The sequence below is a fragment of the Sulfurimonas sp. genome (assembly GCF_034005705.1).
Classification (GTDB): Bacteria; Campylobacterota; Campylobacteria; order Campylobacterales; family Sulfurimonadaceae; genus Sulfurimonas.
The window spans coordinates 57,389-80,082 of record NZ_JAVEUF010000003.1; the positions used below are offsets into that span (position 1 = coordinate 57,389).

A 22,694-nucleotide genomic window follows, 5' to 3' on the forward strand; every position below is an offset into this window, starting at 1 on the left:
TTTGTTAAAGCGTTTGATAGTAGACAGCGCCTACGCGATTAACACATCAAAACGTTACGCTAAGATAAAGCATTTTTTTTACAATTTTTTAGAAAACGACGCCAACAAATACAAAAAGATATTTGACCTCTTTATGATAGCGCTTATCTTCTCAAGCGTTGCCATACTCATAAGAGAGGTAAAGTCTCATGTAGACGACTCTCTTCTTTTTTTCAACAACTACGTCATCTCGATCATCTTTCTTATAGAGTATCTGCTTAGGTTTTGGGTTACAAGCAGTGTAAGCGAGATAATCATCAAACACAGCGAATATGACGTGATGTTGGAAAGAGAATTTAGTCTTTTAAAAGCTTTTAGAGAGATAATCGCTACAAAGATGCAGTATGTTTTTTCTATTAAGGCAATTATAGATCTCTTTGCAATACTTCCGTTCTTCCATGAGTTAAGACTCCTAAGGCTTTTTGTGCTCTTAAGGGTATTTAAACTCTTTAGATACGCAAATAGCATCCAGACGTTCGGCTCGGTCATTGCAACAAAGAAGTTTGAGTTTTTAACGCTCTTTATCTTTGCCTCTATTGTCATCTTTGTCTCATCCGTTCTTATATACGTCATGGAGGCGAACAATCCGGCTTCGCCTGTAAACACTCTTTTTGAGGCGATATACTGGGCGGTTGTGACGATCTCAACGGTCGGCTATGGAGACATTACCCCTGTTACAGAAGAGGGCAGGATCGTGGCTATGTTTGTTATCGTAGCCGGAATTGCGGTCTTTTCTTTTACAACATCTTTGATAGTGACCGCATTTACGGAGAAGCTTGATGAGATAAAAGACAACAAGCTTATAGACGACATAGCGAAGATGAAAAGGTTTTACCTGATATGCGGTTATGAGCCGATATCAAAAGAGATTGCAAAAAAATTATCTCACAACAGCGATATTATCGTTTTGGAGGAGAATGAAAAAAAAGCCAAACAGGCAAAAAGAGATGGCTTTTTTACTCTTAATTATGACCCTGGAAGTATAGAGAGTTACAGAAAACTTCGCATAAATATACAAGATCAGGTAAAGGCGATACTCTGTCTTGGGCACAGTGATGTTGAGAATGTCTACACTGCTTTGACCGTGCGCTCTTTTAACAAAGATGTTTACATACTCTCTATCTTAAAAAACAAGATGAATAAGAACAAGCTGATGTTTGCGGGTGTTAATGAGGTCTTTTACGAAAAAGAGCTTGTAGGGATGATAGCAAAGGGCTTTGCAGGACAAAAGATCGCATTTGAAGCAATTCACGCTCTTCGTTCAAGCTATAACGGTGTAGATATGCAAGAGATAGTTGTAAATGAGAGAATAGCGCTTAACTACAAAACCATAGGCGAGCTTCAAAGCAAAAAGTTCAGGATACTTCTTTTGGGTCTTTACAAAAGCGCTTCAAAAGAGTTCTTGTTCAACCCAAAGGATGAGACAGTCGTTGATGTTGGAGACTATCTGCTGCTAATAGGAAACGTGCAGTTTATAAAAGAGTTTAACAGCTTTTTATACAAAAAGGATGGCAGATGAGAAAGAGCACCGCACTGCTTTTTGGGTATAACGACTATACGCTTGAGATCGTAAAGAACATCTCTTTGCACTACGAAAATATAAAGATATTCAGACTGGATGAGAGCAGTGATAAAAACATACAAAACAGCAAGTATGAAATATCAAGATTTGATCTAAGCGATGACTGGGATGAGCTAAAGGTCAGTGTTAATATAGACGAGTGTACAGCTTTTTGTCTCCTTGAGGATACGGCAGAGAATATATTTTTGACTATCTCGCTTAGAGAGGCTTTTGAAAATCTGACCATAGTAGCACTTGCGGAGGATAAAGAGAGTGCGGACAAACTCTCTCTTACCGGGGCTTCAAGGGTTATACCGACTATCCAGACAACGGCAAATATGATAGTAGAGATGCTTGAAAAGCCTATAATTACGCAAGTGCTCCACAATATTTTGTATGAAAAGAGCGACTTGAAGATAGCTCAGATAAGGGTGGATAATGTCCAAAAATTTGAAGGTGTCTACCCATACGACATAGATTGGGGATCACAGTACAATGTATTTGTCCTATCGGTTCTAAGAGAAGATATGGAGACCGAATTTATATACTCTGCTAAGGCAAGGCATCATCAAATAAAAGAGGGTGATGTTTTTGTGGTTGTCGGATATGAGAGCGATTTGGGAGAATTTGAGAGAATTATGGGGAGCAGATATGACTAAAGTAGGAGTTATAGGAGCGGGAAAATGGGGAAGCGCTTTGGCTTTTGCGTTGAGCGAGAAGTGTGAAGTCTATATAACCTCAAGAACCCCGCGCGATATGAAAAATTTTGTCTCTTTGGATGAGATATTGAAGCTTGAGTACATAGTTATTGCAATTCCTGCACAACAGGTCTCATCGTGGCTGAGAGATAACTTCAAATACAACAACCAAAAGATATTGGTAGCGGCAAAAGGCATAGAAGCGAGTACGGGAAGATTTTTAAACGAGATATACGAAGAGTATGTTCCAGAGGACAATATCGCTTTTCTATCTGGTCCATCATTTGCAACAGAGGTTATGAAATCGCTCCCTACCGCACTTGTCGTAAACTCTAAAAATGAGGAGCTTAGCAAACAATTTGCCTCGTTCTTTCCTTCATTTATAAAAACATACACTTCCACTGATGTTGCGGGTGCCGAGGTTGCGGGTGCATACAAGAACGTAATAGCAATTGCTGCGGGAATATGCGAAGGCCTTCATCTTGGCAAAAATGCTGCCGCTTCGCTAATATCTAGAGGTCTTGTGGAGATGCAGAGATTTGGCAAAGAGTACGGAGCAAAAGAGGAGAGCTTTGTAGGTCTTAGCGGTGCAGGGGATCTTTTTTTAACAGCGTCTTCGACTATGAGCAGAAACTTTCGTGTTGGACTAGGGATCGCAGAGGGCAAATCCAAAGAGCAGATAGTAGAGGAGCTCGGAGAGGTCGCCGAGGGTATTGGAACTACATATGCGCTGTATAAGATAGCCAAAGAGAAAGATCTCTATCTTCCCATAGCAAGAGAGGTCTACAATATGCTAGAGGGCTTAGACCCGCATGTCAGTCTGAGTAATTTCCTTGCAAACTAGAAGTGCAACAAAAAAAATAGCGCTAGCTATTGTCATCGGTTTATCTTTTTTTGCGCTCTCGCTGAGTGTTTTTAATGCTACTCAGGCTTCGCTTCTGGGACTTATCGCTCTTATGGTCACTCTTTGGACAAACGAGGGTCTGCCTCTTGGAGTCGTCTCTCTTTTGCCTATCGTGCTCTTTCCCTCTTTTTCGATTCTCTCAACAAGCAATACGACGGTGAACTATGCAAACCCTATCATATTTCTCTTTTTTGGCGGTTTTTTGCTCGCAATTGCCGTTGAGAAAACAGAGCTTCACAGGTGGGTGACCGAGAAGATGTTCGCTATCTTTCCATCGACTCCAAAAGGGATAATATTTTCGCTAACCATAACATCAGGATTGCTTAGCTCGCTTCTCTCAAATACCACGACAACGCTTCTTCTGATCTCAATAGCTCTTTTTATAACACAAGATATAAGGCTCAAGATGAGGTTCGCGCTTGCCATTGCTTACGGTGCTAGCGTTGGAGGGATTCTAACACCCATAGGAACGCCTCCAAACCTTATTTTGCTTGGCTTTATGCAAAAGAGCGGCATGGAGGCCATCTCATTTTTACAGTGGATGGTTATGGTGGCTCCGCTTGTTTTTATGATGTTTTTTGTGGTCGCATCTCTGCTTAGCATTGGAGTAAAGGATATAGATATATCAATAAAGAACGAAAACAAAGCACTAAATACCGAGCAGAAAAAAGTTCTTTGGCTAATTGGGGGAGTTATTCTGCTTCTTTTGCTAAATGCTCCGCTTAAACCTTACTGGAGCGGTCTGGGGCTCAATGAAAACATTATACTTCTTAGTGCTGGGCTTATGCTCTTTGCTCCTCCTTTTGGCACTCTTGATTGGATGGAGGATAAAGCAAAAATACCTTTTAGGATCATGTTTTTGTTTGGTGCAGGTTTTTCGATTGCAGCCGCATTTAGCGCTACCGGTCTTGCCGATGAGGTTGCCTCTTACCTAATCGCAATAACACAGCTGCATCCTGTTTTAATCATCTTAAGTGTGGCGATGCTTATAACATTTACGACGGAGATAACATCAAACACGGCGTTAATATCGGTTATGCTTCCGGTTATATATGCCGTCTCACAGCAGAGCGGAATTGATGCAGTTTTGTTTATGATGGTAGCAACGGTGTGTGCGAGCTACGCCTTTATGCTGCCGATCGCCACTCCTCCAAATGCGGTAGCCATGAGCAGCGGAGCCGTAAGTGTAAAGGATATGGCAAGATACGGTGTGGTCTTTAACTTTATAGGGATATTTTTGATAGCAATGATCGCGGAGTTTTTCTGGAAGGGATTTCTTTAAGAGCCTCTGTTCTTGTACATCGTGTAAAAATCTTTTAAAATAAGCCCCGCCGTGAAAAACCACAAAATATTTAAGATGTAGTTGCTATCAAGCCCGTTATTGTAAAGATATGGGAATAAGAGAAAGTAGGGCCACTTAAAGAAGTAGAAAAACAGTATTGCCGATCCGTAGAGCTCTCTTAAAATTCTTTTCATAAGGCTATTTTACCCTTTTTACTGATGTTATACAACAAAACGAACACGTCCGTTTTATTGGCAGGGACAGATGTCCCTACAACCCCCTAAAGCTACGAAAAACAAAGTTTTTCGAGAATTATAAAGTTGTTTACGCACTTTTTTGTTAGAATTCCACAAAAAAAGCAGGGGTTTTGTATGATAGTTCATATAGTTATGTTCAAATTTCGCAATGAGAGTAAAGAATCAAATATCAAAGAGGTAGTTAAGCGACTTAACGCGTTAGTTGAGCTTATCTCTGAGTTGAAGTCTATGGAGGTCGGTGTCAATTTTACAGACTCCGAGCGGGCGTTTGATCTCTCTTTGTACTCTACGTTTGATACAAAAGAGGATCTGGCTTCTTACGCGATCCATCCTGAGCATCTGAAAGTGGTGGAGCTTATAAAGTCGGTTACTCTGGAGTCAAAAGTCGTTGACTACGAAATCTAGGCAGAAGATATTTTGCCCATCTTCATAACTGTAGCTTAGAGAAAAGTTATGCTTGTCGCTGATTTTCTTTACAATACTGAGCCCGAGCCCGAAACCGTCTCTTTGGGAGAGCTCCTGCGTAAAGGGTTTTAGGTAGTAATCCAGCTCTTTTGAGAGCTTTTTACCTCTGTTTATGACATATATTTTCTGCTTTGAAGCCTTCAGGGTCACAGGAGGCTCGGTAGCGTATTTGAGCGCATTGTCGATAAGATTTTTAAGAGCAACGGATAGATAGTGCAGGTCGCCCTCTATTTTAAAATCATCCTCTACTATAAGAGCGATGCTTGATTCATCTTCTATGTAGAGCTTGCTAAGAGATTCGGTTATAAGCGTCTCTGCGCTAAAAGCAGAGATGTTTAGCTTTGTGGAGTTTAGCTTCTCCAGCTCTATGAGCTCATTTGTCAGTATCTCCAGATCCGAAAATATTTTCTGCAGCAGCTCTTTTTGAGAAATATCTTCAATCTGAAGTGTTGCAAACTTTCCTTTTGCTATCGGTGTTCTAAGCTCATGCCCTATATCTCTTAGCAGCTCCTCTCTGGTCTTTATAAGCTCCTCTATCGAAGCAGCCATAGTATTAAAGGCACGTGAGAGTGTCCCTATCTCATCATTTGAGGTTACCTCTATTCTGCTCTGCATATTTCCGTTAGAGAAATTTTGGATCTCTTTTGTTATCTTTTTAAGAGGCGAGAGCAGTTTTAGCAGATATAAAAATATAAGAAAAAGGACAAAAACATCCAAAAATATGAGAATATTTAGCTTTAGTTTGTCGTTAATATTCTCCTCGTCGGGGGTTTTTAGTGTGTAGGTCTCATCAAGAAAGTTTATCTCAATGACAAACTCATCTTCAAACGACGCCTTTTGTATGGATATAAAACCGAAAGTGTGCTTTTCATAGTAGAGAACATCTAGCTCTTTTTTATCCAGAGCATCAACTCTTTTTAGAGAGTATTTTGAGATTATCTCATCTACTTTGTCTCTGTTGTCTATGTTTTGAAATATCTCGTTTGAGATCTTTAGGTACTTCTCTTTTATAAGGTCATCGACTCTTTTTGAGTTAATGCTGTCGATCCAAAATCCAATAATATTCATAAGAACAAAGCTTATTAAAAAGAGTATGGATATTTTTTTGATAATGGACATATCTAGCCTACGAACTTATAGCCGATGCCCCAGATGGACTTGATGTATTTGGGTTCTTTTGGGTCGTCGCCTATCTTGTTTCTGATGTTTGAGATGTGTGTGTCAATGGTTCTGTTCTTTGTGTTCTCATCAAGAGATGTGGCATTTAGTATCTGTTCTCTTGAGGAGATCTTGTTTCTGTTCTCTACGAGGAACATAAAGATCTCAAACTCTATTTTTGTAAGATCTATCGAGTAATCGCCCAGCCAAACTTCTCTGTTTGCTTTGTCTATCGTAAACTCTCCGAGAGTAGTTTTGCCGCTTAGGGATTTTTTTAAAATATGTTCTATTCTCAGGACGAGTTCGCGCGGCTCGTAAGGTTTTGCAAGATAGTCGTCAGCTCCCAAGTCAAAACCGTGTATCTTATTGCCTATATCTCCTCTTGCCGAAGAGATGATGACGGGAATATCCGAGATGCCTTTTATTCTCTTTAAAACATCAAAGCCGTCAATATCGGGAAGCATCAGATCCAAAATAACGATTGAGTAGGAGTTGTTCTTCTCAAGCTCCTCCAGCGCATCTTTTGGATGCGAAAAAGCGGAGCATGTAAAGTCATACTCCTTTAGGTAGTCTGTTATAAAGCCCTGCATCTGCAGGTCGTCTTCAATAAGCAAAACTTTCCTACTCAACTTGCCACTCCCGCAGATAGTATGAAAACCGCTCTCTTTGAGAAGGCGACAAAACAGAGTGTATCTCATCCAATGTCTTTGTTTCCAATTTTATCGCATCTTCATATATCTCTTTTGATATCTGCTCGTAGCGCTCTTTGTCGAACTCATCTTCTCTTAGCAGCTCTTGAAGTCTCATTTGAAGTTTTTCTCTTTTTTTGTAAAATTTTTCATAATCTTTTCTATACTCTATAACTATCTCTTTTATCTCTTTGTGCTGATGTCTGCTTAGGTTTAAATAGTCTAGATTTTTATATATATGACCTTTTTTGTGTTCATGTTCATAATCATCATCTGCAATAAGGGAAAAAGAGAGAAGCAGACTACATATAAGCGTTAATATTTTTAATATTCTCATCTTCGATCAATCCTTTTTCAATATCGCTGTGACAAGCTTTGCAGTTTGCTCTGCTCTTTACGTTCTCATGGGCAAAAACTTTTTTTGGTATCTCTGCGTGTCTTGCTTTCCAAAAATCTGTCTGGGTTATTGCTATTATATCTTTATTTTTTAGCGAATTCAAAATCTTCACACTAACCTCTTGAGTCGAGTTTTCCGCGCTGTTTTTCACTAAAAAGTCTAAAATATTTCTATTGTCAGCTTCATCAATAGAGGCATCGTCTCCAAAATGGTTTTGCAGGTCAGCCATTAAAATTCTCCACGATTTTTCACCAAGAGTATGCGGCGGGTAGAGAGTGTGACATGATGCACACTCATCAACGAAAAGCTCGTTTTGCGCTCTGTAGTCCAGCGGAACATACTTTGAAGCGATCAGAGGATTGCTGGAAGTCGTCATGCTAAAGAACAAAAACAAAACAAACAGGGCCAAAAAGAGTGCCGAAAGCAGTTTTTGAAAAATATTCAGTTTTATGCCTTCTTGCTCTTTTGTCACTTTGTAACCGTTAAAAATTGACTCAAGCGTCTTATGTTTTGAGTGAAGAAGCCTATCGCTTAAAACACCCAAAAGATGCATGACTATAAGAGCTATAAGCAGACCTGAGAGAAACTCGTGTATCTCCTCAAAAAGCTCCATCTCTTTAAAAAAAGTGCTGTTCAAAGAGGAGAGTACTCCCTTTCCCTCCTGAATCCCGAGAGTCAAAACTCCTGTGATAATAGTAAGAAAAACAACAACCAGTATGCCGATCATCACATAAGAAGCCAAAGGGTTGTGTCCTACGTATCTCTGTTCACGCTCAAAAATATTTGCAATAAACTCTTTGACCTCTCCCATGCTCATGGGAAAGTCTTTGAACTTTGAGTATTTCGGACCCAGATAGCCCCAGAAAAATCTAAAGGCCAAAAGGATCAAAAGAGCGTAACCTATGACGGCATGATAGTTAAGCAGGTCATCATCTTCACTTAAAAAAGCAAGCAGTATCAGCAGCGCGAAGAGCCAGTGAAAAACCCTCGTCGGAAGCGACCAGATATAGGATTTCATCATATCACCTCTCTAGTCTTCCCATCTTCCGTAATTTGGGATCAAGATATCTCTTTCACTGTATATCCCTTTCTGGGCAGTAGTGTGGCATGCCGTACAGTTAAAGAGCCCTTTTACTTCATCCTGTGTTATAAGGTCCTCTCTTATCTCTCTATGCTTTTTTATCATATACGGGGTTTTGGATATCGACTCCGGAATATCCCCGCGCTTTATGCTTTTTACGATCTTGTTGCTTCTTTTATACTCCATAGCTTTTTCGGCACTGTTTTTGCGCAGATACTCCAAGATACTTTCATGATCCTCTTCTGCCAAAGTCGCATCGGTATCAAAGTGATCTTGCAGATTTGACATCATCTTCTCCCATGCGTTTGAGGGTAAAAGACCCGGCTGATATGCAAAGTGGCATGAACCGCACTCTTTTTTGTATAACTCGTCCGTAACCACAGCAACACCTTTTTTCTCGTAAGAACCTGCTAGCAGAATGGTGCTTAGTGCTGCAAATAAAATTAATGATCTCATCTTCTTCTCCTTATCTGTTGATGATGTATGTCACTACATCGCCTTTTTCTTCAATTGTTCCTTCACGGTTATATACGTCTATGAAGTTCCTCTTCAACCATTTCTCTATCGTCTTTATCTCGCTGAATCTCTGCGGATTTGCTTTTGGAGAGAGCGGCTCAATCTCTTTTGCGGTAAAAAAGTTTTTACCGGCTTTGCTTAAGTCATCTCCGTGACAAGATACGCATGATATCTCTTTGCCTTTTTTGCCTATATGTTTTGAGGTAAAGATATCTTCGCCTCTTTTTACACTGAAACCTTTAAAGGCAGGATCTTGGACTTTTGCCTCTTTCGCAAGAGTCTCTAGATACTCATCTACGACAGCCGCAGAAGAGATGCCAAAAAGTGCGATGAGTGTAAGTATGATCTTCATTTTTTCTCCTTTTAATTTGTTTATGATGAAAGTATAAAAGGATAGTGTCAAATATTTATGTGCGGTTTCTTGACATTTTCTTAACAGTATATGACGGAGATGTTGTTGATTGTATTTTATAGCAGAGGAGTGTCGGCGTGTTAAAGATATAACACGCCGAGTCTATCTATCTTCTTCTTCTGGTTTGATGATCTTCAAACTCTTTTTTGTTTACCAGACCATCTTCATCTGAATCCATTCTCGAGAATTCATAGTGGTTTTTTGCATTACGCGTCATTCTGCCGTCATCTCTTCTCTCCTGGACTCTTTTCTCTCTGGCCTCATCTAGCTCACTCTCGGTAAGAGTTCCGTCACCATTTAAATCAAAACTCTCAAAAGTAGGCATATTGCGCCCACCGTTTTGTGCCAAAGCCCCAACTGGTGCCACCAACAACAGACTCAATGCAACAAGAGACAATCTAATATGCTTAGAAAACATTTTCATAGCGTACTCCTTAAATTTGGTATTGTAAATATTGTAGCACATTAATAGTTAAGTGTAAATCTCAGCCAGATAAAATCCTCTGCTTGCTTTTTTCCAAACTCACTTAGACTCCCTCCGCTGTTGATATTGTAGGATATATCTATTTCGGTGTTGTTTTTAAAAGCATAAAGAGCACCGACTCTGTTCTGTTGTGAGTAGTCTTGAAGGTTTGTCATATTTTTATAGTAAATCGAGAAGTAGAGCAGATCAAATGGCTCTTTTTGTGTAAAAGAGGTGATGGCGTAATCTTTTGCTATAAATGGAGCTATATTGTTTGAAGTCTCTATCTCGGCTTTTGTCAATCCCTCTGATTGGTAGAGGTATTCACTGATGATGGTGAGTTCAAAATCAGTCAGGTATCTAACTCCCAAGAGATAGGAGTAACCGTTGTTTAATACCTTTGCATACTCGCCGTGAACCTCGAAATTGATATCTATATTTTTGGAAAAATCTACTCCGATCTTCTCATTGGTTTTATCAGAGTAGCTGTAGATGAGGTCAATATCGGTGTCATACCAAAGCAGATACAACTTTGCTGCAAAGTTGTCCGATGCTTTTTTATCTGTGTTTAGAAGGTAGTAATCTCTGTTGATATTTTCATCGGCTCTTAAGTAGACAAGATCAAGTGTAAGGTTCTTTAAAGAGCCGCTAAAGCTTTTGTTATAGCCATATTTTGTAACGATAAATCCCTCTCTCGCAACCGTCGGGTCTGTCGGGTCTTTTTTTCTATCAAAAAAAGCTACCGGATTAAAAAAGTACCCTTTACCCCACATCAGAGATTTTTTGCCAACTAAAAAAGAGTGATTGACATTTAGTTTTGAATCGATATAGAGCTCGTTAAAGTGAGACTCTGTTTGGGCAATCTTGTTGTGAATATATTCGTAAGTAGCGACTCCGCTTGCTTTAAAGGTAAAGATGTCGTAGAAGTAGCTAAAGTCAAGTAATCCCTCTACTCGGAGCTGGTTTTGGTAGCTGTCTTCTTGGTCTCTTAATCTTTGTGTTTTGTTATCCGCTCTTAAATAACCGCCATACTCATACGACTTTGGTTCAATGTTCTCCATCTCAAAACTGTACTCATCCGCCATTGCCATTGTCGCGGAAAGAGAGATGAGTAGAAGCGTTTTAAACATACTGCTTTATCGTCTAAGGTCTGATGCTTTTGAGAGATTATCAAGCGTGAATGCTTCATCTGCAAACTCTTTTGGCGAGATCTTTCCATAGATCATAATCGATTTGTAACCTTTATACATCGGCGATTCTGTCTCTACAACGGCAGGGCGGACAATGTTGTCTCCAAAATCTTTTGGCTCTTTATAATAGAGTGTTTTGATAAGCATACCCGTTGAGGTGTAACACTCGATCTGGATAGGTGTCAGGTGTTTTTTATCTACTTGCATAATGAGCTTGTCGTAAGAGACAGTATCGTTTTTTGCTTTTAGCTCAAGTTCGAGATACTCTTTCATATCTTTTGAAGAAGCAACGTCATACTCCGTGCTAAAATCCAGCCTCATAATGTCGGCATTGTTAAATACTCCGCCCACAACTGATTGCATAGATGTTATGCGAAGAGGCTTGCCGACATTTGGGATGTAGAGCCACATATTATCTCCCAGACGAAGCGTGGCGCGTCCTTTGTCGCTCTCGGGTTCCAAAAAGAGCGAGATCATCTTGTCCTTGTCCTTTTTTGCCTGAAAGAGCAAGAACTCCTTTTTTGAACCGTCAGGCTCTATATTTATAAGCTTTTTGTACATCTGCGCCGAAACTGGGGTTAGTTTTCTGTCAATTTCTTCAAGGATATTCTCTGCACTTAACATGAGAGAGAGTGTGAGTAAAATAGCGGTTATTTTCATTTTATCTTCCTAGTTTTGTCTTAGAGCATCTACCGGGTTTAGCTTTGCAGCTTTTCTTGCGGGTGAGATGGATGCAATAAGCGAAATTATAATCACTATTAAAACAACAAATACAACTTCGCTGCCGTTTAAAACAGGAGAAAGGATAAGTCCCTCCTCCCTTCCGAACGAGAAGGTTATGCCGATTCTGTTTATAATAAAGACAATTATATATGAGAACAGGGTCCCGACAGCCGTTCCAAAGACCCCAAGCATCAACCCCTCGGTTAAGAAAAGTTTGATAATAGTTGAAGGAGTCGTTCCCATCGCCGCGATGGTGCCTATCTCTTTTATGCGTTCGTAAACACTCATAACCATTACGTTTAAAATGGAGATAAGAACGATTGAGATAAGAATGATCTTGATGGATATATCCATAATATCAAGCATCTTTACTATGTTATAAAATGGGCTTAGCTTCTCCCAGCTGTGAACTTCAAAAACTGGTTTATCCTGCTTGTTCTTTATCAGTTTTAGCGGCTCTAGAAACTTAAGCGCCTTTTGCAGCTCATCTACATCCTTTAGGCGGATAACAATCTCGCTTATCTGCATCTCTGAGAGTCTGAGCAGCTTTTTTGCGTCATTTATATGAATGTAGCCGTCACGCCCGCCTGGACCGCTGATAGACTCAAGTGTCGCTGAGACTTTAAAGTTAAGCCCGTTGACCGAACCTTTCTCATTGGTCGCTACCAAGACAACCGTGTCACCGACTTTGACATCCATCCCTTTTGCCAAGATATCAGGAACGATAAGCGAGCCCTCCTTTAGAAGTGTGGGATCTTCTCCATTGATGCGCGAAGCAAAAAGAGGAAGCGTGCTTGTCTCTCTTTTTGGCTCGATTGCATTGAGGCGAATGCTTGTAGATGAGATGTAGTTGGAGAACATGGCACCTAGTTTTAAACGAAACGTATAGTTTTGGACATATGGGTTTTCATCTAAGAGTTTTGTTATCTCTTCCAACTGCTTTTGGTTTAGGTTTTTGTCAAGCGGGAGATTGTCTATGGACTCGACATACCCTTTTTTATGTATCTGGATATGCCCCATCATAGAGTCTGTTATCTGGGCGACCATGTAAGATTTGAAACTGCCTGAGAGTGCGGCATAGACCAAAACGAAGATAACGCCGATCGTGATGAGACTTGCCGTTAGAACTGTTCTTCTGCCGCTTCTTGTAAGATTTCTAAATGATATTTTTATGATATTTTTCATAATGCAACCTTTTTGTCGCCTACGATCTCGCCATCTACAATAGTTATGATCCTGTCTACTTCGTTGACGATCTTCTCATCGTGGGTTGCAAAGATAAAAGTGGTGTTAAATTCGCGCTGAATATTTCTCATAAGCGTGATTATCTGGTTTGATGTTTTGGTGTCAAGGTTTGCCGTAGGCTCGTCTGCAAAGACAATTTTAGGGTTTGTTACAAGCGCTCTTGCAATGGCGACGCGCTGGCGCTGTCCGCCTGAGAGCTGGTCTGGAAACTTCTCCTTTTGGTCAAGCATATCCACATCTTCAAGAAGCTTCATGATTCTTTTATGCCGCTCATCTTTTGGCAAATTTTGAATCATGATAAGGGGATACTCGATATTCTCATATACTGAAAGCACCGGGATAAGGTTGAAGCTCTGAAATATAAAACCTATGTTTTCGCCTCTAAAGTTTGCCAGAGCCGTAGTATCAAGCTTGGTTATGTCAGTCTCGTCTATAAAAATTTTCCCCTCTGTTGGCTTATCCAAACATCCGATAAGATTTAAGACCGTACTTTTACCGCTCCCGCTTGGTCCTACGATGGCTACAAACTCACCATACCCTATGGTAAGATTTAAGTTTTTTATGACCCTTAGATCGATCTCTCCCATTTTGTAAACTTTGCTTACGTTTTGATTTATTATCATGAAAAAAAATCCTCTTTTAAAGCTCTTTTATTATCTTCTTTGTCTCTTCATACCCCAGATCGATAAGTTCCTTTATCTGAGACATATCTACGGCATTATACTCCGTAAGGTCTGGTTTTATGGTAAGGTCTGCATCTTTTGTCTGCGCTTTTTTGTTGATCCTGACTAAAAAGTTAAAACTGTTGTAGAGAACTTCGATGACGTTTTCGGGCTTTTTGTAGGAGCGCTCAGGAACAAGGTCTACACCGATGAGATAGTCAATGTCTTTGTTTTTTAGGCAGCTAATGGGAACGTTCTCAACGATACCTCCGTCAACCAGAAATCTGCCTCCTATCTCAACGGGTATAAAGATGCCGGGGATGCAGGTGCTTGCAACAACGGCGTCCGCAACGCTTCCTTTGTCCAACACAACCTTCTCTCCTGTTGTAATGTCCGTAGCTATCATTCCAAGCGGGATGTTTGCATCTTTAAATTTTTTGTCACCTATGTTTAGTTTGATTATCTCGCCTATTTTTTCGTTTGATAGTATTCCATATTTTGAGAGGGTAAGTGAGGATAGCTTTTTCCACTCAAACTCAACGACTATCTTCTCTATCTGAGCAGGAGTTTTTCCAAAAGCATAGAGTGCCGCGACGATAGCACCAGCACTCGTTCCGCAGATGGCGTTTATCTTGACGTTTTTCTCTTCGAGCGCTTTTAATACACCCACATGAACGGCGCCTAAAACTGCTCCGCCGCCCAGAGCGATACCTATCTTTTTATCTTTGAGGCTGCTCATTTGCTCTCACCTTTTTTACTGCTTGAGATTCCTGCCGTCATGATGAATCCAAGAGCCTCTTCTGTTTTCATATTTATCGGAGTTATATTTTTTTTAGGGATAAAAAGGGAGTAGCCGCCTATTTGATAGCTGAGTTGAAAATAGACGACTACAGGCTCTTCCATATCTAAGAAGTCAAATCTTTTTAGATCTTCAGATGTTATAAACCCCATTATTTTAGAATCCATCCAGTGGGTATCAACAAGAACGACAATGTTGTTCTCTTTGTTCTTGAGGTTTGAGAAGAAGTTGAAAAAGTCTTTTACGGCACCGTAGAGAGTATTTATAAGAGGCGTTTTGTCTATAAGAGCTTCAAAAAAGTCTCTTATTTTTTGAACGATCCAGAGTTTTAGAAGCAGTCCCACAAAAAACACTATGGCAATGCCCGCCACAAACCCCAAACCGGTGATGTAGTACTCTTTTGGCAGTACCAAGAGTATCATATCGCCAAAGAAGTGCTCCGTCATCTTTAAGATCCAAATAAGCAGATATAGAACCAGAGCAGTAGGGAGAATAAGGCTAAGACCGTTTATAAAAGTTTTCATAGATGTTCCTTGTAGTGTTTCACTTTAAAAGATTGTATCGAAAATAATGTTAGAATTTCGAAAAATTTAAGGCAGACAAATGTTAATGACAATAGTAGGAATCTATACTCTTTTTGTACTCATCTCTTTATATACAAGCGTTATGCAGATAGGTTATGTAAATAGCGCAAAAAAGGGCAAAGCGGTTCTTCTTAGCGAAAATGATTTTATAAAAGCTGCAAACTACAGCATCGCAAAAGAGAGAATGAATATAGCGAGCACTTTTGTGGACTATATAGTGTTTATATTTTGGATAGGAGCGGGGATAAAGTTTTTAGAGCAGAATGTATCTTATGAAAACGAAGCACTCTTAAATATCGCCGTTGTTATGAGCTTTGTTGTCATAAACTCTCTTATCTCCCTGCCGTTTTCATACTACGAAAAATTTGTCCTTGACGAGAAGTTCGGGTTTAACAAATCAACACTTGCACAGTGGATAAAAGATACTCTTATCTCCTTTGTTATGACCATTCTTTTTGGCGCTTTGGTTGTCTGGGGAATCTATATGATAATCTCAAGTTTCGCACTTTGGTGGCTTTGGAGCTTTCTCTTTATCTTTGCGGTCGTAGTTCTTATAAATATGCTCTATCCGACCTTTAGAGCGCTCTTCTTTGACAAACTTACTCCGCTGCAAAACGAGGAGCTTGACGCTAAGATAAAAGAGTTGATGGATAAAACCGGCTTTGTAAGTTCGGGTGTTTTTGTGAGCGATGCCAGCAAGAGGGATGCAAGACTCAATGCATACTTCGGAGGGCTTGGAAAATCAAAAAGGGTAGTTCTTTTTGACACGCTTATAGAGAAGCTGACAACCAGAGAGCTTCTGGCGGTTTTAGGTCACGAGCTTGGACACTTCGCTCACGGAGACATATATAAAAATATCGCCCTTGTAGGCGTAATGCTGCTTGGAATGTTTGCAATATTCGGTAATCTGCCGCTCTCTCTTTACACAGAGCTTAACATATCGCAAGAACCTTATGCGGTTATGATCCTCTTAATGCTTTTTATGCCCGTTTTAGGATTTTTAATGATGCCGATAATGGGGGTTGTAAGCAGACACAACGAGTATGAGGCGGATAAAACCGGAAGCGAGCTTGGCGGTGCGGGCGGAGAGATAGAGCTTGCAAATGCTCTTACAAAACTTGTAAACGAGAACAAGAGCTTTCCTCTCTCTCATCCTATATACATCTTTTTTCACTATACGCACCCGCCTGTCTTGGAGAGGCTAAAAGCGCTAGGCGTAGATATAGAGGAGATCGATAAGAGAGCTTTGGGAGAAGCATGTCAAGCCGATATCTAGTCAAAGACCTCTTAAAGCACATTACCTCTCTTTTAAATCCGCATATCCCAAGAGCTTCAAGGGAGGCGCAGCTTCTTTTAATGTACCACCTGGGCGTTGACGAGCTTTGGCTTTTGACAAATCAGGAAATAGAGGTTAAAGATGCGCATAGACTCTTGGAGCTCTCAAACAGAAGAGCCAAAAACGAGCCGCTTGAGTATATTACCAATAGGGTTAGTTTTTACAGCGAAGAGTTTTTTATAGCAGAGGGTGCGCTTATCCCGCGTCCCGAGACGGAGCTTCTTATAGATGAGATGCTTAAAAACATAGAGGATAAAAATGCTCCTCTTACCGTTGCAGAGGTAGGTGTGGGAAGCGGGATCATTTCGATCATGCTGGCAAAATTTCTTCCCAATGCAAGAATCATAGCGGTGGACATCTCAGAAGCCGCACTTGGAATTGCCAAGAGAAATATAGAGCTTTTTGGCGTCAAAGATAGAGTTGAACTCAGGCTCGGTTCACTGCTAGAGCCTGTAGATGAAGACATTGATTATCTGGTCTCAAATCCTCCATATATAGCCCAAGATGTCCAGCTTGAATCAAACCTCTCTTATGAGCCTCAAAACGCTCTTTTTGGCGGAGAGATAGGCGATGAGATAATCAAAGAACTTCTTGATGAAGTCTTAAGCAGAAACATTAACTTTTTTACATGTGAGATGGGTTATGACCAAAAAGATAAAATATCAGCATATTTAAAAGATAAGAACTTTGCAAAATTGGACTTCTACAGAGATTACAGCGGTTTTGACAGAGGTTTTACACTAAGGTTAGACTAATTGAAAAGAAATATTTTTATAGATTTTACATACTTCACGCTCTTGGCAGCTACATTTGGAGCTGTTTTAGTCTTAGGCACCATCGTCGCCCCGATAGTCTTTCATACAGACAAAATCTTATATTCAGTTTTACTTGATAACTATAATGCGGGAATTATTATGGGTGAAATTTTTCGCCGCTTTAGCTACTGGGTCTATTTTTTAGCCTTTTTTGTCTCTGCATATGAGATTGTAATGTATAAAAGAGGGCAAAGAGATGCAATAATCTTCGGAAGTGCGGTTACGGTTATCTTCTCCTCTCTTATGTTCAGTGCAGTATACTCTCCAAAGATACTGGCTATGCAGCTATTAGGCGAAGAAGCTACAAGAAGTGACACTTTTAGAAACATCCATTTGGCAAGTGAGTTGGATTTTAAAATCTTGGCCGTGGCTCTTTTGATACTTTTTATAAGAAGATTAATGCTTCTAAGAGTGCAATAGAGGCACTTTTAAAAAACTTACACTCTCTTTTTACCCTCCTGCTTAATATAACTTTTTCTTTTAATGCTTGATTTCAATCAAGATGATTGAGCGACAAATTTAATATCATTTTGGCTAATACTACTTTTAGGGGAGGCTAGTGTGAAAGGTATATTAAGGAAATTTATAGTTGGCGGGTTGACATTATTGGCAGTTTCTCAGACTGCTTCTGCAAGCTCTTCAGGGGAAGGCAGCGGATTTTATATCGTTCCAAAAGCTGTGGTCGTGTTGGGGGATACGATTACACATCATGGACATGAACTTAACGGAGATGCCGGAGTGGGCGCAGGTATAGATCTGGGCTACTCTTTTACACCAAACTATGCGTTGGAGCTCTCTGCTACACATGCGGAAGCAGATGTAGTAGAAGATGATCACGTAAAAGATACTGCAGAGTATACGACATACGGTTTTAATGCAGTATATACAAGAATTCTTTTCGGTCATTTTGCTATTTTGGCAAAACTGGGTTATGCATGGGAGTATGAAAAGATGGACAAACTTCATATAAAAGAGACTCTTGACGGCGTTACTTACGCACTGGGGTTTGAGTATGGAGTGGCTGACAATATGGAACTTGTGTTCGAGGCAGAGGGTGCAAATGTCACGAGTTCTAGAGGCGAGAGTCTTCTTTTCGGATTAAAATACAAATTTTAAATATGATTGCCTGAGTTTTTTACTTAGGCGGTCTCTTCATCATAAAATTCATCTAAACAATCTTTTTATCACTTTAGGATAGAATAATAAAAATTATTCAAGGAAATCCAAATGTTTATAAAAGTAGTTCTCTTTTTAAGTTTAATCTTCTCTGTGACAGCTTTAAATGCCGTCGGCTTTACAAAATCTGCAACAACAAAACCGGTGTTAGTCCAAGAGGGTCCTCAAAAAGAGTGGTGTCCCGTATGCGGCATGAGCATAGAGGACTACTACAAAACTTCACACACTGCGAAAATTCATGATAATAAAAACAGACAGTACTGCTCTATAAGATGCCTTGCGGTGGATATGCAGGAGTATGAGATAGATACTGCAGATGTAAAAGTTGTAGATGCTTCAAATGAAAAACTAATAGATGCTTCAAGCGCTTACTACGTCGTCGGCTCAGACGTCAGAGGGACAATGGCGAAAGTTAGCAAACTTGCCTTTGCGGATAAAGAGACAGCAGAAGAGTTCAGCATTGAGAACGGCGGAGAGGTAGTAGATTTTAAATCAGCGCTCAAGATGGCTCAAGACTCACTGCAATCAGATGTAGCGATGGTTCAAAATAAAAAAGAGAAGCAGGTCTACTCAATGGGCAAAAAGATTTTTGAGAAAAGATGCAAAAAAGAGATAGATATCAATGCATATTTAGAGATAAACGAGCTAAAGGCTGCACTTAAGGAGAATAGTTTTTGTTCTGATCTAAAAAAGAGCGAATTGCAGCCTTTGTCGCTTTATCTTTGGGAAGTAAAGAGATTCGGCGATAAAAAAGGAGTCGATGTTATAGAGGTAGATAAAGATGAGAAGTGCCCGATCTGCGGTATGTTCGTCTATAAATACCCAAAATGGGCTGCTCAGATATTTTACGGAGATAAGCACTTCTCTTTTGACGGCGTAAAAGATATGATGAAGTACTACTTTTTGCACAAAGATGGCATCTCCAAGATGCTTGTAAGCGACTACTACTCCCAAAAAGCTATAAGTGCCAAAGAGGCTTACTATGTGGTTGGCAGTGATGTTTACGGTCCGATGGGAGATGAGCTTATACCTTTTGCAAAAGAGAGCGAGGCAAAAACTTTTTATATGGATCACAAAGGCTCTAAAATACTAAGATTTGACGAGATAACAGAGGCTGTTATAAAGAAGCTAGATGAATAGAAAAAGTAGGCTCTTTATCTACGCTTTTTTTGCGCTAAGTGCTGTTTTGTCCGTTGAGATCGGTTATCTTTTCTGGGCAAAAAGCATGGATGAAGAGGCGCTTGAAAGCAAAAGAGAGTTCGTAAAAACCGTGCAGCTTCCCGATCTTAGCATCTCAACGGAGGCTTCATACATTAGACACAGAAGCCTGAGCGATTTTTTCTCGGCTTATAGAGATGACGGGACTTTAAGAGAGTATTTTGTATCGACATATACCTACACAAGTGCTTCTCATCTGGGAGATAAGTAGTGGGAAGCAGATTCAACCTCTATATAACCGAGTATGCCATCAACTCTCTGCTTCGCCAAAGATATAAGACACTTTTTATCTACATTGTCTTAAGTGCTCTTATCTTTTTGCTAAGTTCGCTCTTTTTTATAACAAACTCTATTAAACATGAGCTCTATTCAACGGTTGATTCTCTTCCTGAGATAACTATCCAGAAGATAAAAGCGGGACGTCAAGATGAGATAGGAGTTGAGGCAGTAGATGAGATATTGCAGATAAGCGGTGTGCAAAGCGCGGTTGCAAGGGTATGGGGATATTACTACTTTGAAAATGCGGGTGTGAACTTTACACTTGTGGGAATTGATGAGTATGAAGAGCAGTACAAAGAGTCGCTAAAGAGCGTTGCCGGGCAGCTTGATTTTGAGAGCTCTTCCATGATTATAGGAGAGGGTGTCAAGAGAGTTATGGATAGGAGTTATTACAAAGAGTACTTCAACTTCATAAAGCCTGATGGAAAAATGAAGAGAGTCTACATAGGCTCTACATTTGAGGGCGAAACCGAGCTTGAGTCAAACGACGTCATAGTAATGAGCAAAAAAAATATCAGAGAGATTTTCGGTATTGATGAGACAAAAGCAACCGATATAATAGTAAAGGTTGCAAATCCAAATGAGATAGCAACGATAGCTTCAAAGATAAAACTTCTATACCCTGATGCAAGGGTTGTCACAAAAGATGATTTAAAGATCAGTTATCAAAATATCTTTGACTATAAGAGCGGGGTCTTTTTAGCCCTCTTTATCGTTTCGCTATTTACCTTTTTTATGATCGTCTACGACAAAGCAAGCGGGCTCAGCAGTGAGGAAAAAAGAGAGATAGGGATACTCAAGGCTCTCGGATGGAGGATCGACGATGTTTTAAAAGAGAAGTTTTACGAGGGTTTCATCGTCTCCTTTTTCTCCTATATGACGGGCATAATTTTGGCTCTTTTCTTTGTTTATGTTCTAAATGCTCCTATTATGCAAAATATCTTTATAGGCTACTCGCAGTTAAAGACATCTTTTAATCTCCCGTTTGTTCTTGATCTACAGAGTATGGCGCTTATATTTTTTCTAAGTGTGCCTGTCTATATTGCGGCTACGATCGTTCCGGCATACAGAAGCGCTACACTCGAAGCAGATGAGGTTATAAGATAGTGATAAAGCTAAAAGATGTGATAAAAGAGTACAAGGTAAATAACGCAGAGACTATAACTGCTTTAAAAGATATCAACCTGGATATAAAAGAGGGTGAGCTCGTAGTCCTTAGAGGTGCAAGCGGAAGCGGAAAGAGCACTGTTCTCTCGCTTATCGCCGCACTTAGCAAGCCTACAAGCGGAGAGGTAGAAGTAGACGGAGACAAGATATCTAAGCTTGCCGATAATTTTGCCTCCGAGTATAGACGCCACAACATAGGGTTTGTTTTTCAAAAGTACAATCTTATTCCAAACCTTAGCGTAAAAGAGAATATTGTTTTGCCGCTTGTTCCTATGAACCTTGCTCAAAAAGAGATAGACGAGAAGCTGGGAAGAGTTTTAAAGATGTTTCATATTGAGCATAAAGCTGAGCAGCTCGTTAAAAATCTCTCGGGCGGAGAGCAACAGAGGGTGGCGATCGCCAGAGCAAACATAAACAACCCAAAGATCATTTTGGCAGATGAGCCAACGGCAAATCTGGATGAGAAGCTCTCGCTTCATTTTATAGAGATGCTCCAAGAGCTTAAAGCCGAGGGGAAGACCATCATAGTAGCAACTCATGACCCGCTCTTTTTCGGGCTAAGTTTTGCAGACAGAGAGATAGAGCTGCATCACGGAAGCATAGTTTAGATGTTTTTAACCCCCGAAGTTATAGCCATACTTGTTTTAAACGCTATTTTTGCACTCTTTGCATTTGTAGCATTTTTTATCAGTGTAAAAATATACCTAAATTGGAATATGAACTCCTCTTCGGCTTCTCAGTATGAGCTTGAGAAGCAGAGCTTTTTAGGCGCTGTGATCATAAAGTATATCCTGATAACCAAGAGTGCGCTTTTTTTGTTTTTTATATTTACGCTCGATAAGATATCAAATGTCATAACCGGAGCTATGTGTGCGGCAGGTGTTGTTGACGCAACACAGACTGGAGCCTCTTTGATCGTCTTGAAGATATTAAATATCTACCTTTTTGCTCTGTGGCTAAAACTTCACTCACAAGATATGAGCGATAAGCTGCAGCCATATACAAAGTTGAAGTTCTCTCTTTTTATACCTCTATTCTTTCTTCTTACAGCAGAGATCATCTTAGAGACTGTTATGTTTGGCTCCATAGAGATAGATAAGATGGTAAGCTGCTGCGGAACTATCTACTCAAGCAGTTCCACATCTGCGATATCTTCTCTTTTTCTACTGGACACTTCTCTCTTGATCACTCTGTTTTACGGCACTTATCTCTTGATGGTTCTTTTCTATTTTATAAAGAACAGATATTTTTTCTCTGTAGTGAATTTTCTTTTTATACCTATCTCTCTTATAACGCTGATACTTTTTTTCGGTACTTATATCTATGAGCTTCCCTCACATCACTGCCCGTTCTGCTTTTTGCAGGGTGAGTACTACTATGTAGGATATCTGATATATACTCTTCTTTTTTTGGGGACATTTTACGGCATATCTGTTAGTTTTGCAAAAGAGAGAGAGGGGAGTTATGAAAAATCACTTCTATTTAACTCTCTTTATGTTATATTATTGTCGATGTATGTGGTCGTTTATTACATTAAGAACGGCGTTTTTTTATAAATCATAGAGGTAAAATAGTATC

28 protein-coding genes are annotated in these 22,694 nt (G+C 39.9%); 14 read left to right on the forward strand and 14 right to left on the reverse strand.

Annotated features, from left to right (window positions below):
- The first annotated feature begins 1 nt into the window (after window position 1).
- From RBR61_RS02975 to RBR61_RS02990, 4 genes are read left to right on the forward strand one after another with little or no spacing between them, the layout of a single operon-like run.
- Window positions 2–1,558 carry an ion transporter gene (locus tag RBR61_RS02975; RefSeq protein ID WP_320342022.1) on the forward strand — a complete coding sequence of 519 codons (1,557 nt, stop codon included), beginning with the start codon at window positions 2–4 and terminating at the stop codon, window positions 1,556–1,558.
- A complete protein-coding gene (locus tag RBR61_RS02980; protein WP_320342023.1) occupies window positions 1,555–2,259 on the forward strand; it encodes an NAD-binding protein in 705 nt (234 codons plus the stop codon). Before RBR61_RS02975 ends, RBR61_RS02980 begins: the two co-directional genes overlap by 4 nt.
- On the forward strand, window positions 2,252–3,142 hold the full coding sequence (locus RBR61_RS02985) for an NAD(P)H-dependent glycerol-3-phosphate dehydrogenase (protein WP_320342024.1): 891 nt from the start codon (window positions 2,252–2,254) through the stop codon (window positions 3,140–3,142). Before RBR61_RS02980 ends, RBR61_RS02985 begins: the two co-directional genes overlap by 8 nt.
- On the forward strand, window positions 3,132–4,484 hold the full coding sequence (locus RBR61_RS02990) for an SLC13 family permease (protein ID WP_320342025.1): 1,353 nt from the start codon (window positions 3,132–3,134) through the stop codon (window positions 4,482–4,484). Before RBR61_RS02985 ends, RBR61_RS02990 begins: the two co-directional genes overlap by 11 nt.
- Here the strand turns inward: RBR61_RS02990 and RBR61_RS02995 are convergent.
- Entirely contained in the window at window positions 4,481–4,678 is a 198-nt protein-coding gene (locus RBR61_RS02995) for a hypothetical protein (RefSeq protein WP_320342026.1), read from the reverse strand. The two genes, RBR61_RS02990 and RBR61_RS02995, sit on opposite strands and share 4 nt — an antisense overlap.
- 177 nt (window positions 4,679–4,855) lie before the next feature.
- Here RBR61_RS02995 and RBR61_RS03000 point away from each other — a divergent pair, with 177 nt between their 5' ends.
- On the forward strand, window positions 4,856–5,146 hold the full coding sequence (locus tag RBR61_RS03000; RefSeq protein WP_320342027.1) for a Dabb family protein: 291 nt from the start codon (window positions 4,856–4,858) through the stop codon (window positions 5,144–5,146).
- Here RBR61_RS03000 and RBR61_RS03005 read toward each other — a convergent pair.
- The 13 genes from RBR61_RS03005 to RBR61_RS03065 form a co-directional block, all read right to left on the reverse strand.
- Window positions 5,120–6,325 carry an ArsS family sensor histidine kinase gene (locus tag RBR61_RS03005; protein WP_320342028.1) on the reverse strand — a complete coding sequence of 402 codons (1,206 nt, stop codon included), beginning with the start codon at window positions 6,323–6,325 and terminating at the stop codon, window positions 5,120–5,122. The two genes, RBR61_RS03000 and RBR61_RS03005, sit on opposite strands and share 27 nt — an antisense overlap.
- Window positions 6,326–6,327: 2 nt before the next feature.
- Entirely contained in the window at window positions 6,328–6,993 is a 666-nt protein-coding gene (locus RBR61_RS03010; protein WP_320342029.1) for a response regulator transcription factor, read from the reverse strand.
- Complete coding sequence (locus RBR61_RS03015; protein WP_320342030.1) at window positions 6,986–7,390, reverse strand: hypothetical protein; 405 nt, start codon at window positions 7,388–7,390, stop codon at window positions 6,986–6,988. Before RBR61_RS03015 ends, RBR61_RS03010 begins: the two co-directional genes overlap by 8 nt.
- Window positions 7,356–8,471 carry a cytochrome b/b6 domain-containing protein gene (locus RBR61_RS03020; RefSeq protein WP_320342031.1) on the reverse strand — a complete coding sequence of 372 codons (1,116 nt, stop codon included), beginning with the start codon at window positions 8,469–8,471 and terminating at the stop codon, window positions 7,356–7,358. Before RBR61_RS03020 ends, RBR61_RS03015 begins: the two co-directional genes overlap by 35 nt.
- Before the next feature lie 9 nt (window positions 8,472–8,480).
- Window positions 8,481–8,987: a diheme cytochrome c gene (locus tag RBR61_RS03025; protein WP_320342032.1), complete on the reverse strand. Its 507-nt coding sequence runs from the start codon at window positions 8,985–8,987 to the stop codon at window positions 8,481–8,483.
- Between the two features lie 10 nt (window positions 8,988–8,997).
- Window positions 8,998–9,399, reverse strand: coding sequence for a DUF1924 domain-containing protein (locus RBR61_RS03030; protein ID WP_320342033.1), 402 nt, complete (start codon window positions 9,397–9,399; stop codon window positions 8,998–9,000).
- A 166-nt stretch (window positions 9,400–9,565) separates the two neighbouring features.
- Complete coding sequence (locus tag RBR61_RS03035; RefSeq protein ID WP_320342034.1) at window positions 9,566–9,883, reverse strand: EF-hand domain-containing protein; 318 nt, start codon at window positions 9,881–9,883, stop codon at window positions 9,566–9,568.
- A 41-nt stretch (window positions 9,884–9,924) separates the two neighbouring features.
- Entirely contained in the window at window positions 9,925–11,052 is a 1,128-nt protein-coding gene (locus RBR61_RS03040; protein WP_320342035.1) for a hypothetical protein, read from the reverse strand.
- 6 nt (window positions 11,053–11,058) lie between these two features.
- On the reverse strand, window positions 11,059–11,772 hold the full coding sequence (locus RBR61_RS03045) for an outer membrane lipoprotein-sorting protein (protein ID WP_320342036.1): 714 nt from the start codon (window positions 11,770–11,772) through the stop codon (window positions 11,059–11,061).
- A gap of 9 nt (window positions 11,773–11,781) precedes the next feature.
- The gene (locus RBR61_RS03050; protein ID WP_320342037.1) at window positions 11,782–13,020 is read right to left on the reverse strand and encodes an FtsX-like permease family protein; all 1,239 of its coding nucleotides are present in this window, start codon (window positions 13,018–13,020) and stop codon (window positions 11,782–11,784) included.
- Window positions 13,017–13,703: an ABC transporter ATP-binding protein gene (locus RBR61_RS03055; RefSeq protein ID WP_320342038.1), complete on the reverse strand. Its 687-nt coding sequence runs from the start codon at window positions 13,701–13,703 to the stop codon at window positions 13,017–13,019. Before RBR61_RS03055 ends, RBR61_RS03050 begins: the two co-directional genes overlap by 4 nt.
- Window positions 13,704–13,719: 16 nt before the next feature.
- Entirely contained in the window at window positions 13,720–14,481 is a 762-nt protein-coding gene (locus RBR61_RS03060) for a patatin-like phospholipase family protein (RefSeq protein WP_320342039.1), read from the reverse strand.
- The gene (locus RBR61_RS03065) at window positions 14,478–15,065 is read right to left on the reverse strand and encodes a DUF502 domain-containing protein (RefSeq protein WP_320342040.1); all 588 of its coding nucleotides are present in this window, start codon (window positions 15,063–15,065) and stop codon (window positions 14,478–14,480) included. Before RBR61_RS03065 ends, RBR61_RS03060 begins: the two co-directional genes overlap by 4 nt.
- A gap of 79 nt (window positions 15,066–15,144) precedes the next feature.
- Between RBR61_RS03065 and RBR61_RS03070 the strand changes: the two genes are divergently transcribed.
- The 9 genes from RBR61_RS03070 (at window position 15,145) to RBR61_RS03110 (ending at window position 22,672) form a co-directional block, all read left to right on the forward strand.
- Complete coding sequence (locus tag RBR61_RS03070; RefSeq protein WP_320342041.1) at window positions 15,145–16,401, forward strand: M48 family metallopeptidase; 1,257 nt, start codon at window positions 15,145–15,147, stop codon at window positions 16,399–16,401.
- Complete coding sequence (gene prmC / locus RBR61_RS03075; protein ID WP_320342042.1) at window positions 16,383–17,216, forward strand: peptide chain release factor N(5)-glutamine methyltransferase; 834 nt, start codon at window positions 16,383–16,385, stop codon at window positions 17,214–17,216. Before RBR61_RS03070 ends, prmC begins: the two co-directional genes overlap by 19 nt.
- Complete coding sequence (locus RBR61_RS03080) at window positions 17,217–17,696, forward strand: DUF4149 domain-containing protein (RefSeq protein ID WP_320342043.1); 480 nt, start codon at window positions 17,217–17,219, stop codon at window positions 17,694–17,696. It begins immediately after the preceding gene.
- Between the two features lie 141 nt (window positions 17,697–17,837).
- The gene (locus RBR61_RS03085; protein ID WP_320342044.1) at window positions 17,838–18,392 is read left to right on the forward strand and encodes a porin family protein; all 555 of its coding nucleotides are present in this window, start codon (window positions 17,838–17,840) and stop codon (window positions 18,390–18,392) included.
- Between the two features lie 111 nt (window positions 18,393–18,503).
- Window positions 18,504–19,592 (forward strand): nitrous oxide reductase accessory protein NosL, encoded by a 1,089-nt coding sequence (locus RBR61_RS03090; RefSeq protein WP_320342045.1) that lies wholly within the window; start codon window positions 18,504–18,506, stop codon window positions 19,590–19,592.
- A complete protein-coding gene (locus RBR61_RS03095; protein ID WP_320342046.1) occupies window positions 19,585–19,881 on the forward strand; it encodes a hypothetical protein in 297 nt (98 codons plus the stop codon). The genes RBR61_RS03090 and RBR61_RS03095 overlap by 8 nt, the downstream gene beginning before the upstream one ends.
- Window positions 19,881–21,056 (forward strand): FtsX-like permease family protein, encoded by a 1,176-nt coding sequence (locus RBR61_RS03100; protein WP_320342047.1) that lies wholly within the window; start codon window positions 19,881–19,883, stop codon window positions 21,054–21,056. The genes RBR61_RS03095 and RBR61_RS03100 overlap by 1 nt, the downstream gene beginning before the upstream one ends.
- Window positions 21,056–21,724, forward strand: coding sequence for an ABC transporter ATP-binding protein (locus RBR61_RS03105; RefSeq protein ID WP_320342048.1), 669 nt, complete (start codon window positions 21,056–21,058; stop codon window positions 21,722–21,724). Before RBR61_RS03100 ends, RBR61_RS03105 begins: the two co-directional genes overlap by 1 nt.
- Window positions 21,725–22,672, forward strand: coding sequence for a hypothetical protein (locus RBR61_RS03110; RefSeq protein ID WP_320342049.1), 948 nt, complete (start codon window positions 21,725–21,727; stop codon window positions 22,670–22,672).
- Window positions 22,673–22,694: the final 22 nt, after the last annotated feature.

Coding starts and splice junctions, on each gene's coding strand:
- RBR61_RS03025 (WP_320342032.1), bottom strand. CDS start 8,987: ATGAGATCATTAATTTTATTTGCAGCACTAAGCACCATTCTGCTAGCA.
- RBR61_RS03000 (WP_320342027.1), top strand. CDS start 4,856: ATGATAGTTCATATAGTTATGTTCAAATTTCGCAATGAGAGTAAAGAA.
- RBR61_RS03110 (WP_320342049.1), top strand. CDS start 21,725: ATGTTTTTAACCCCCGAAGTTATAGCCATACTTGTTTTAAACGCTATT.
- RBR61_RS03070 (WP_320342041.1), top strand. CDS start 15,145: ATGTTAATGACAATAGTAGGAATCTATACTCTTTTTGTACTCATCTCT.
- prmC (WP_320342042.1), top strand. CDS start 16,383: ATGTCAAGCCGATATCTAGTCAAAGACCTCTTAAAGCACATTACCTCT.
- RBR61_RS03020 (WP_320342031.1), bottom strand. CDS start 8,471: ATGATGAAATCCTATATCTGGTCGCTTCCGACGAGGGTTTTTCACTGG.
- RBR61_RS03065 (WP_320342040.1), bottom strand. CDS start 15,065: ATGAAAACTTTTATAAACGGTCTTAGCCTTATTCTCCCTACTGCTCTG.
- RBR61_RS03090 (WP_320342045.1), top strand. CDS start 18,504: ATGTTTATAAAAGTAGTTCTCTTTTTAAGTTTAATCTTCTCTGTGACA.
- RBR61_RS03050 (WP_320342037.1), bottom strand. CDS start 13,020: ATGAAAAATATCATAAAAATATCATTTAGAAATCTTACAAGAAGCGGC.
- RBR61_RS03005 (WP_320342028.1), bottom strand. CDS start 6,325: ATGTCCATTATCAAAAAAATATCCATACTCTTTTTAATAAGCTTTGTT.
- RBR61_RS03035 (WP_320342034.1), bottom strand. CDS start 9,883: ATGAAAATGTTTTCTAAGCATATTAGATTGTCTCTTGTTGCATTGAGT.
- RBR61_RS03055 (WP_320342038.1), bottom strand. CDS start 13,703: ATGATAATAAATCAAAACGTAAGCAAAGTTTACAAAATGGGAGAGATC.
- RBR61_RS03045 (WP_320342036.1), bottom strand. CDS start 11,772: ATGAAAATAACCGCTATTTTACTCACACTCTCTCTCATGTTAAGTGCA.
- RBR61_RS03030 (WP_320342033.1), bottom strand. CDS start 9,399: ATGAAGATCATACTTACACTCATCGCACTTTTTGGCATCTCTTCTGCG.
- RBR61_RS03095 (WP_320342046.1), top strand. CDS start 19,585: ATGAATAGAAAAAGTAGGCTCTTTATCTACGCTTTTTTTGCGCTAAGT.
- RBR61_RS02980 (WP_320342023.1), top strand. CDS start 1,555: ATGAGAAAGAGCACCGCACTGCTTTTTGGGTATAACGACTATACGCTT.
- RBR61_RS03015 (WP_320342030.1), bottom strand. CDS start 7,390: ATGAGAATATTAAAAATATTAACGCTTATATGTAGTCTGCTTCTCTCT.
- RBR61_RS02985 (WP_320342024.1), top strand. CDS start 2,252: ATGACTAAAGTAGGAGTTATAGGAGCGGGAAAATGGGGAAGCGCTTTG.
- RBR61_RS03040 (WP_320342035.1), bottom strand. CDS start 11,052: ATGTTTAAAACGCTTCTACTCATCTCTCTTTCCGCGACAATGGCAATG.
- RBR61_RS02995 (WP_320342026.1), bottom strand. CDS start 4,678: ATGAAAAGAATTTTAAGAGAGCTCTACGGATCGGCAATACTGTTTTTC.
- RBR61_RS03060 (WP_320342039.1), bottom strand. CDS start 14,481: ATGAGCAGCCTCAAAGATAAAAAGATAGGTATCGCTCTGGGCGGCGGA.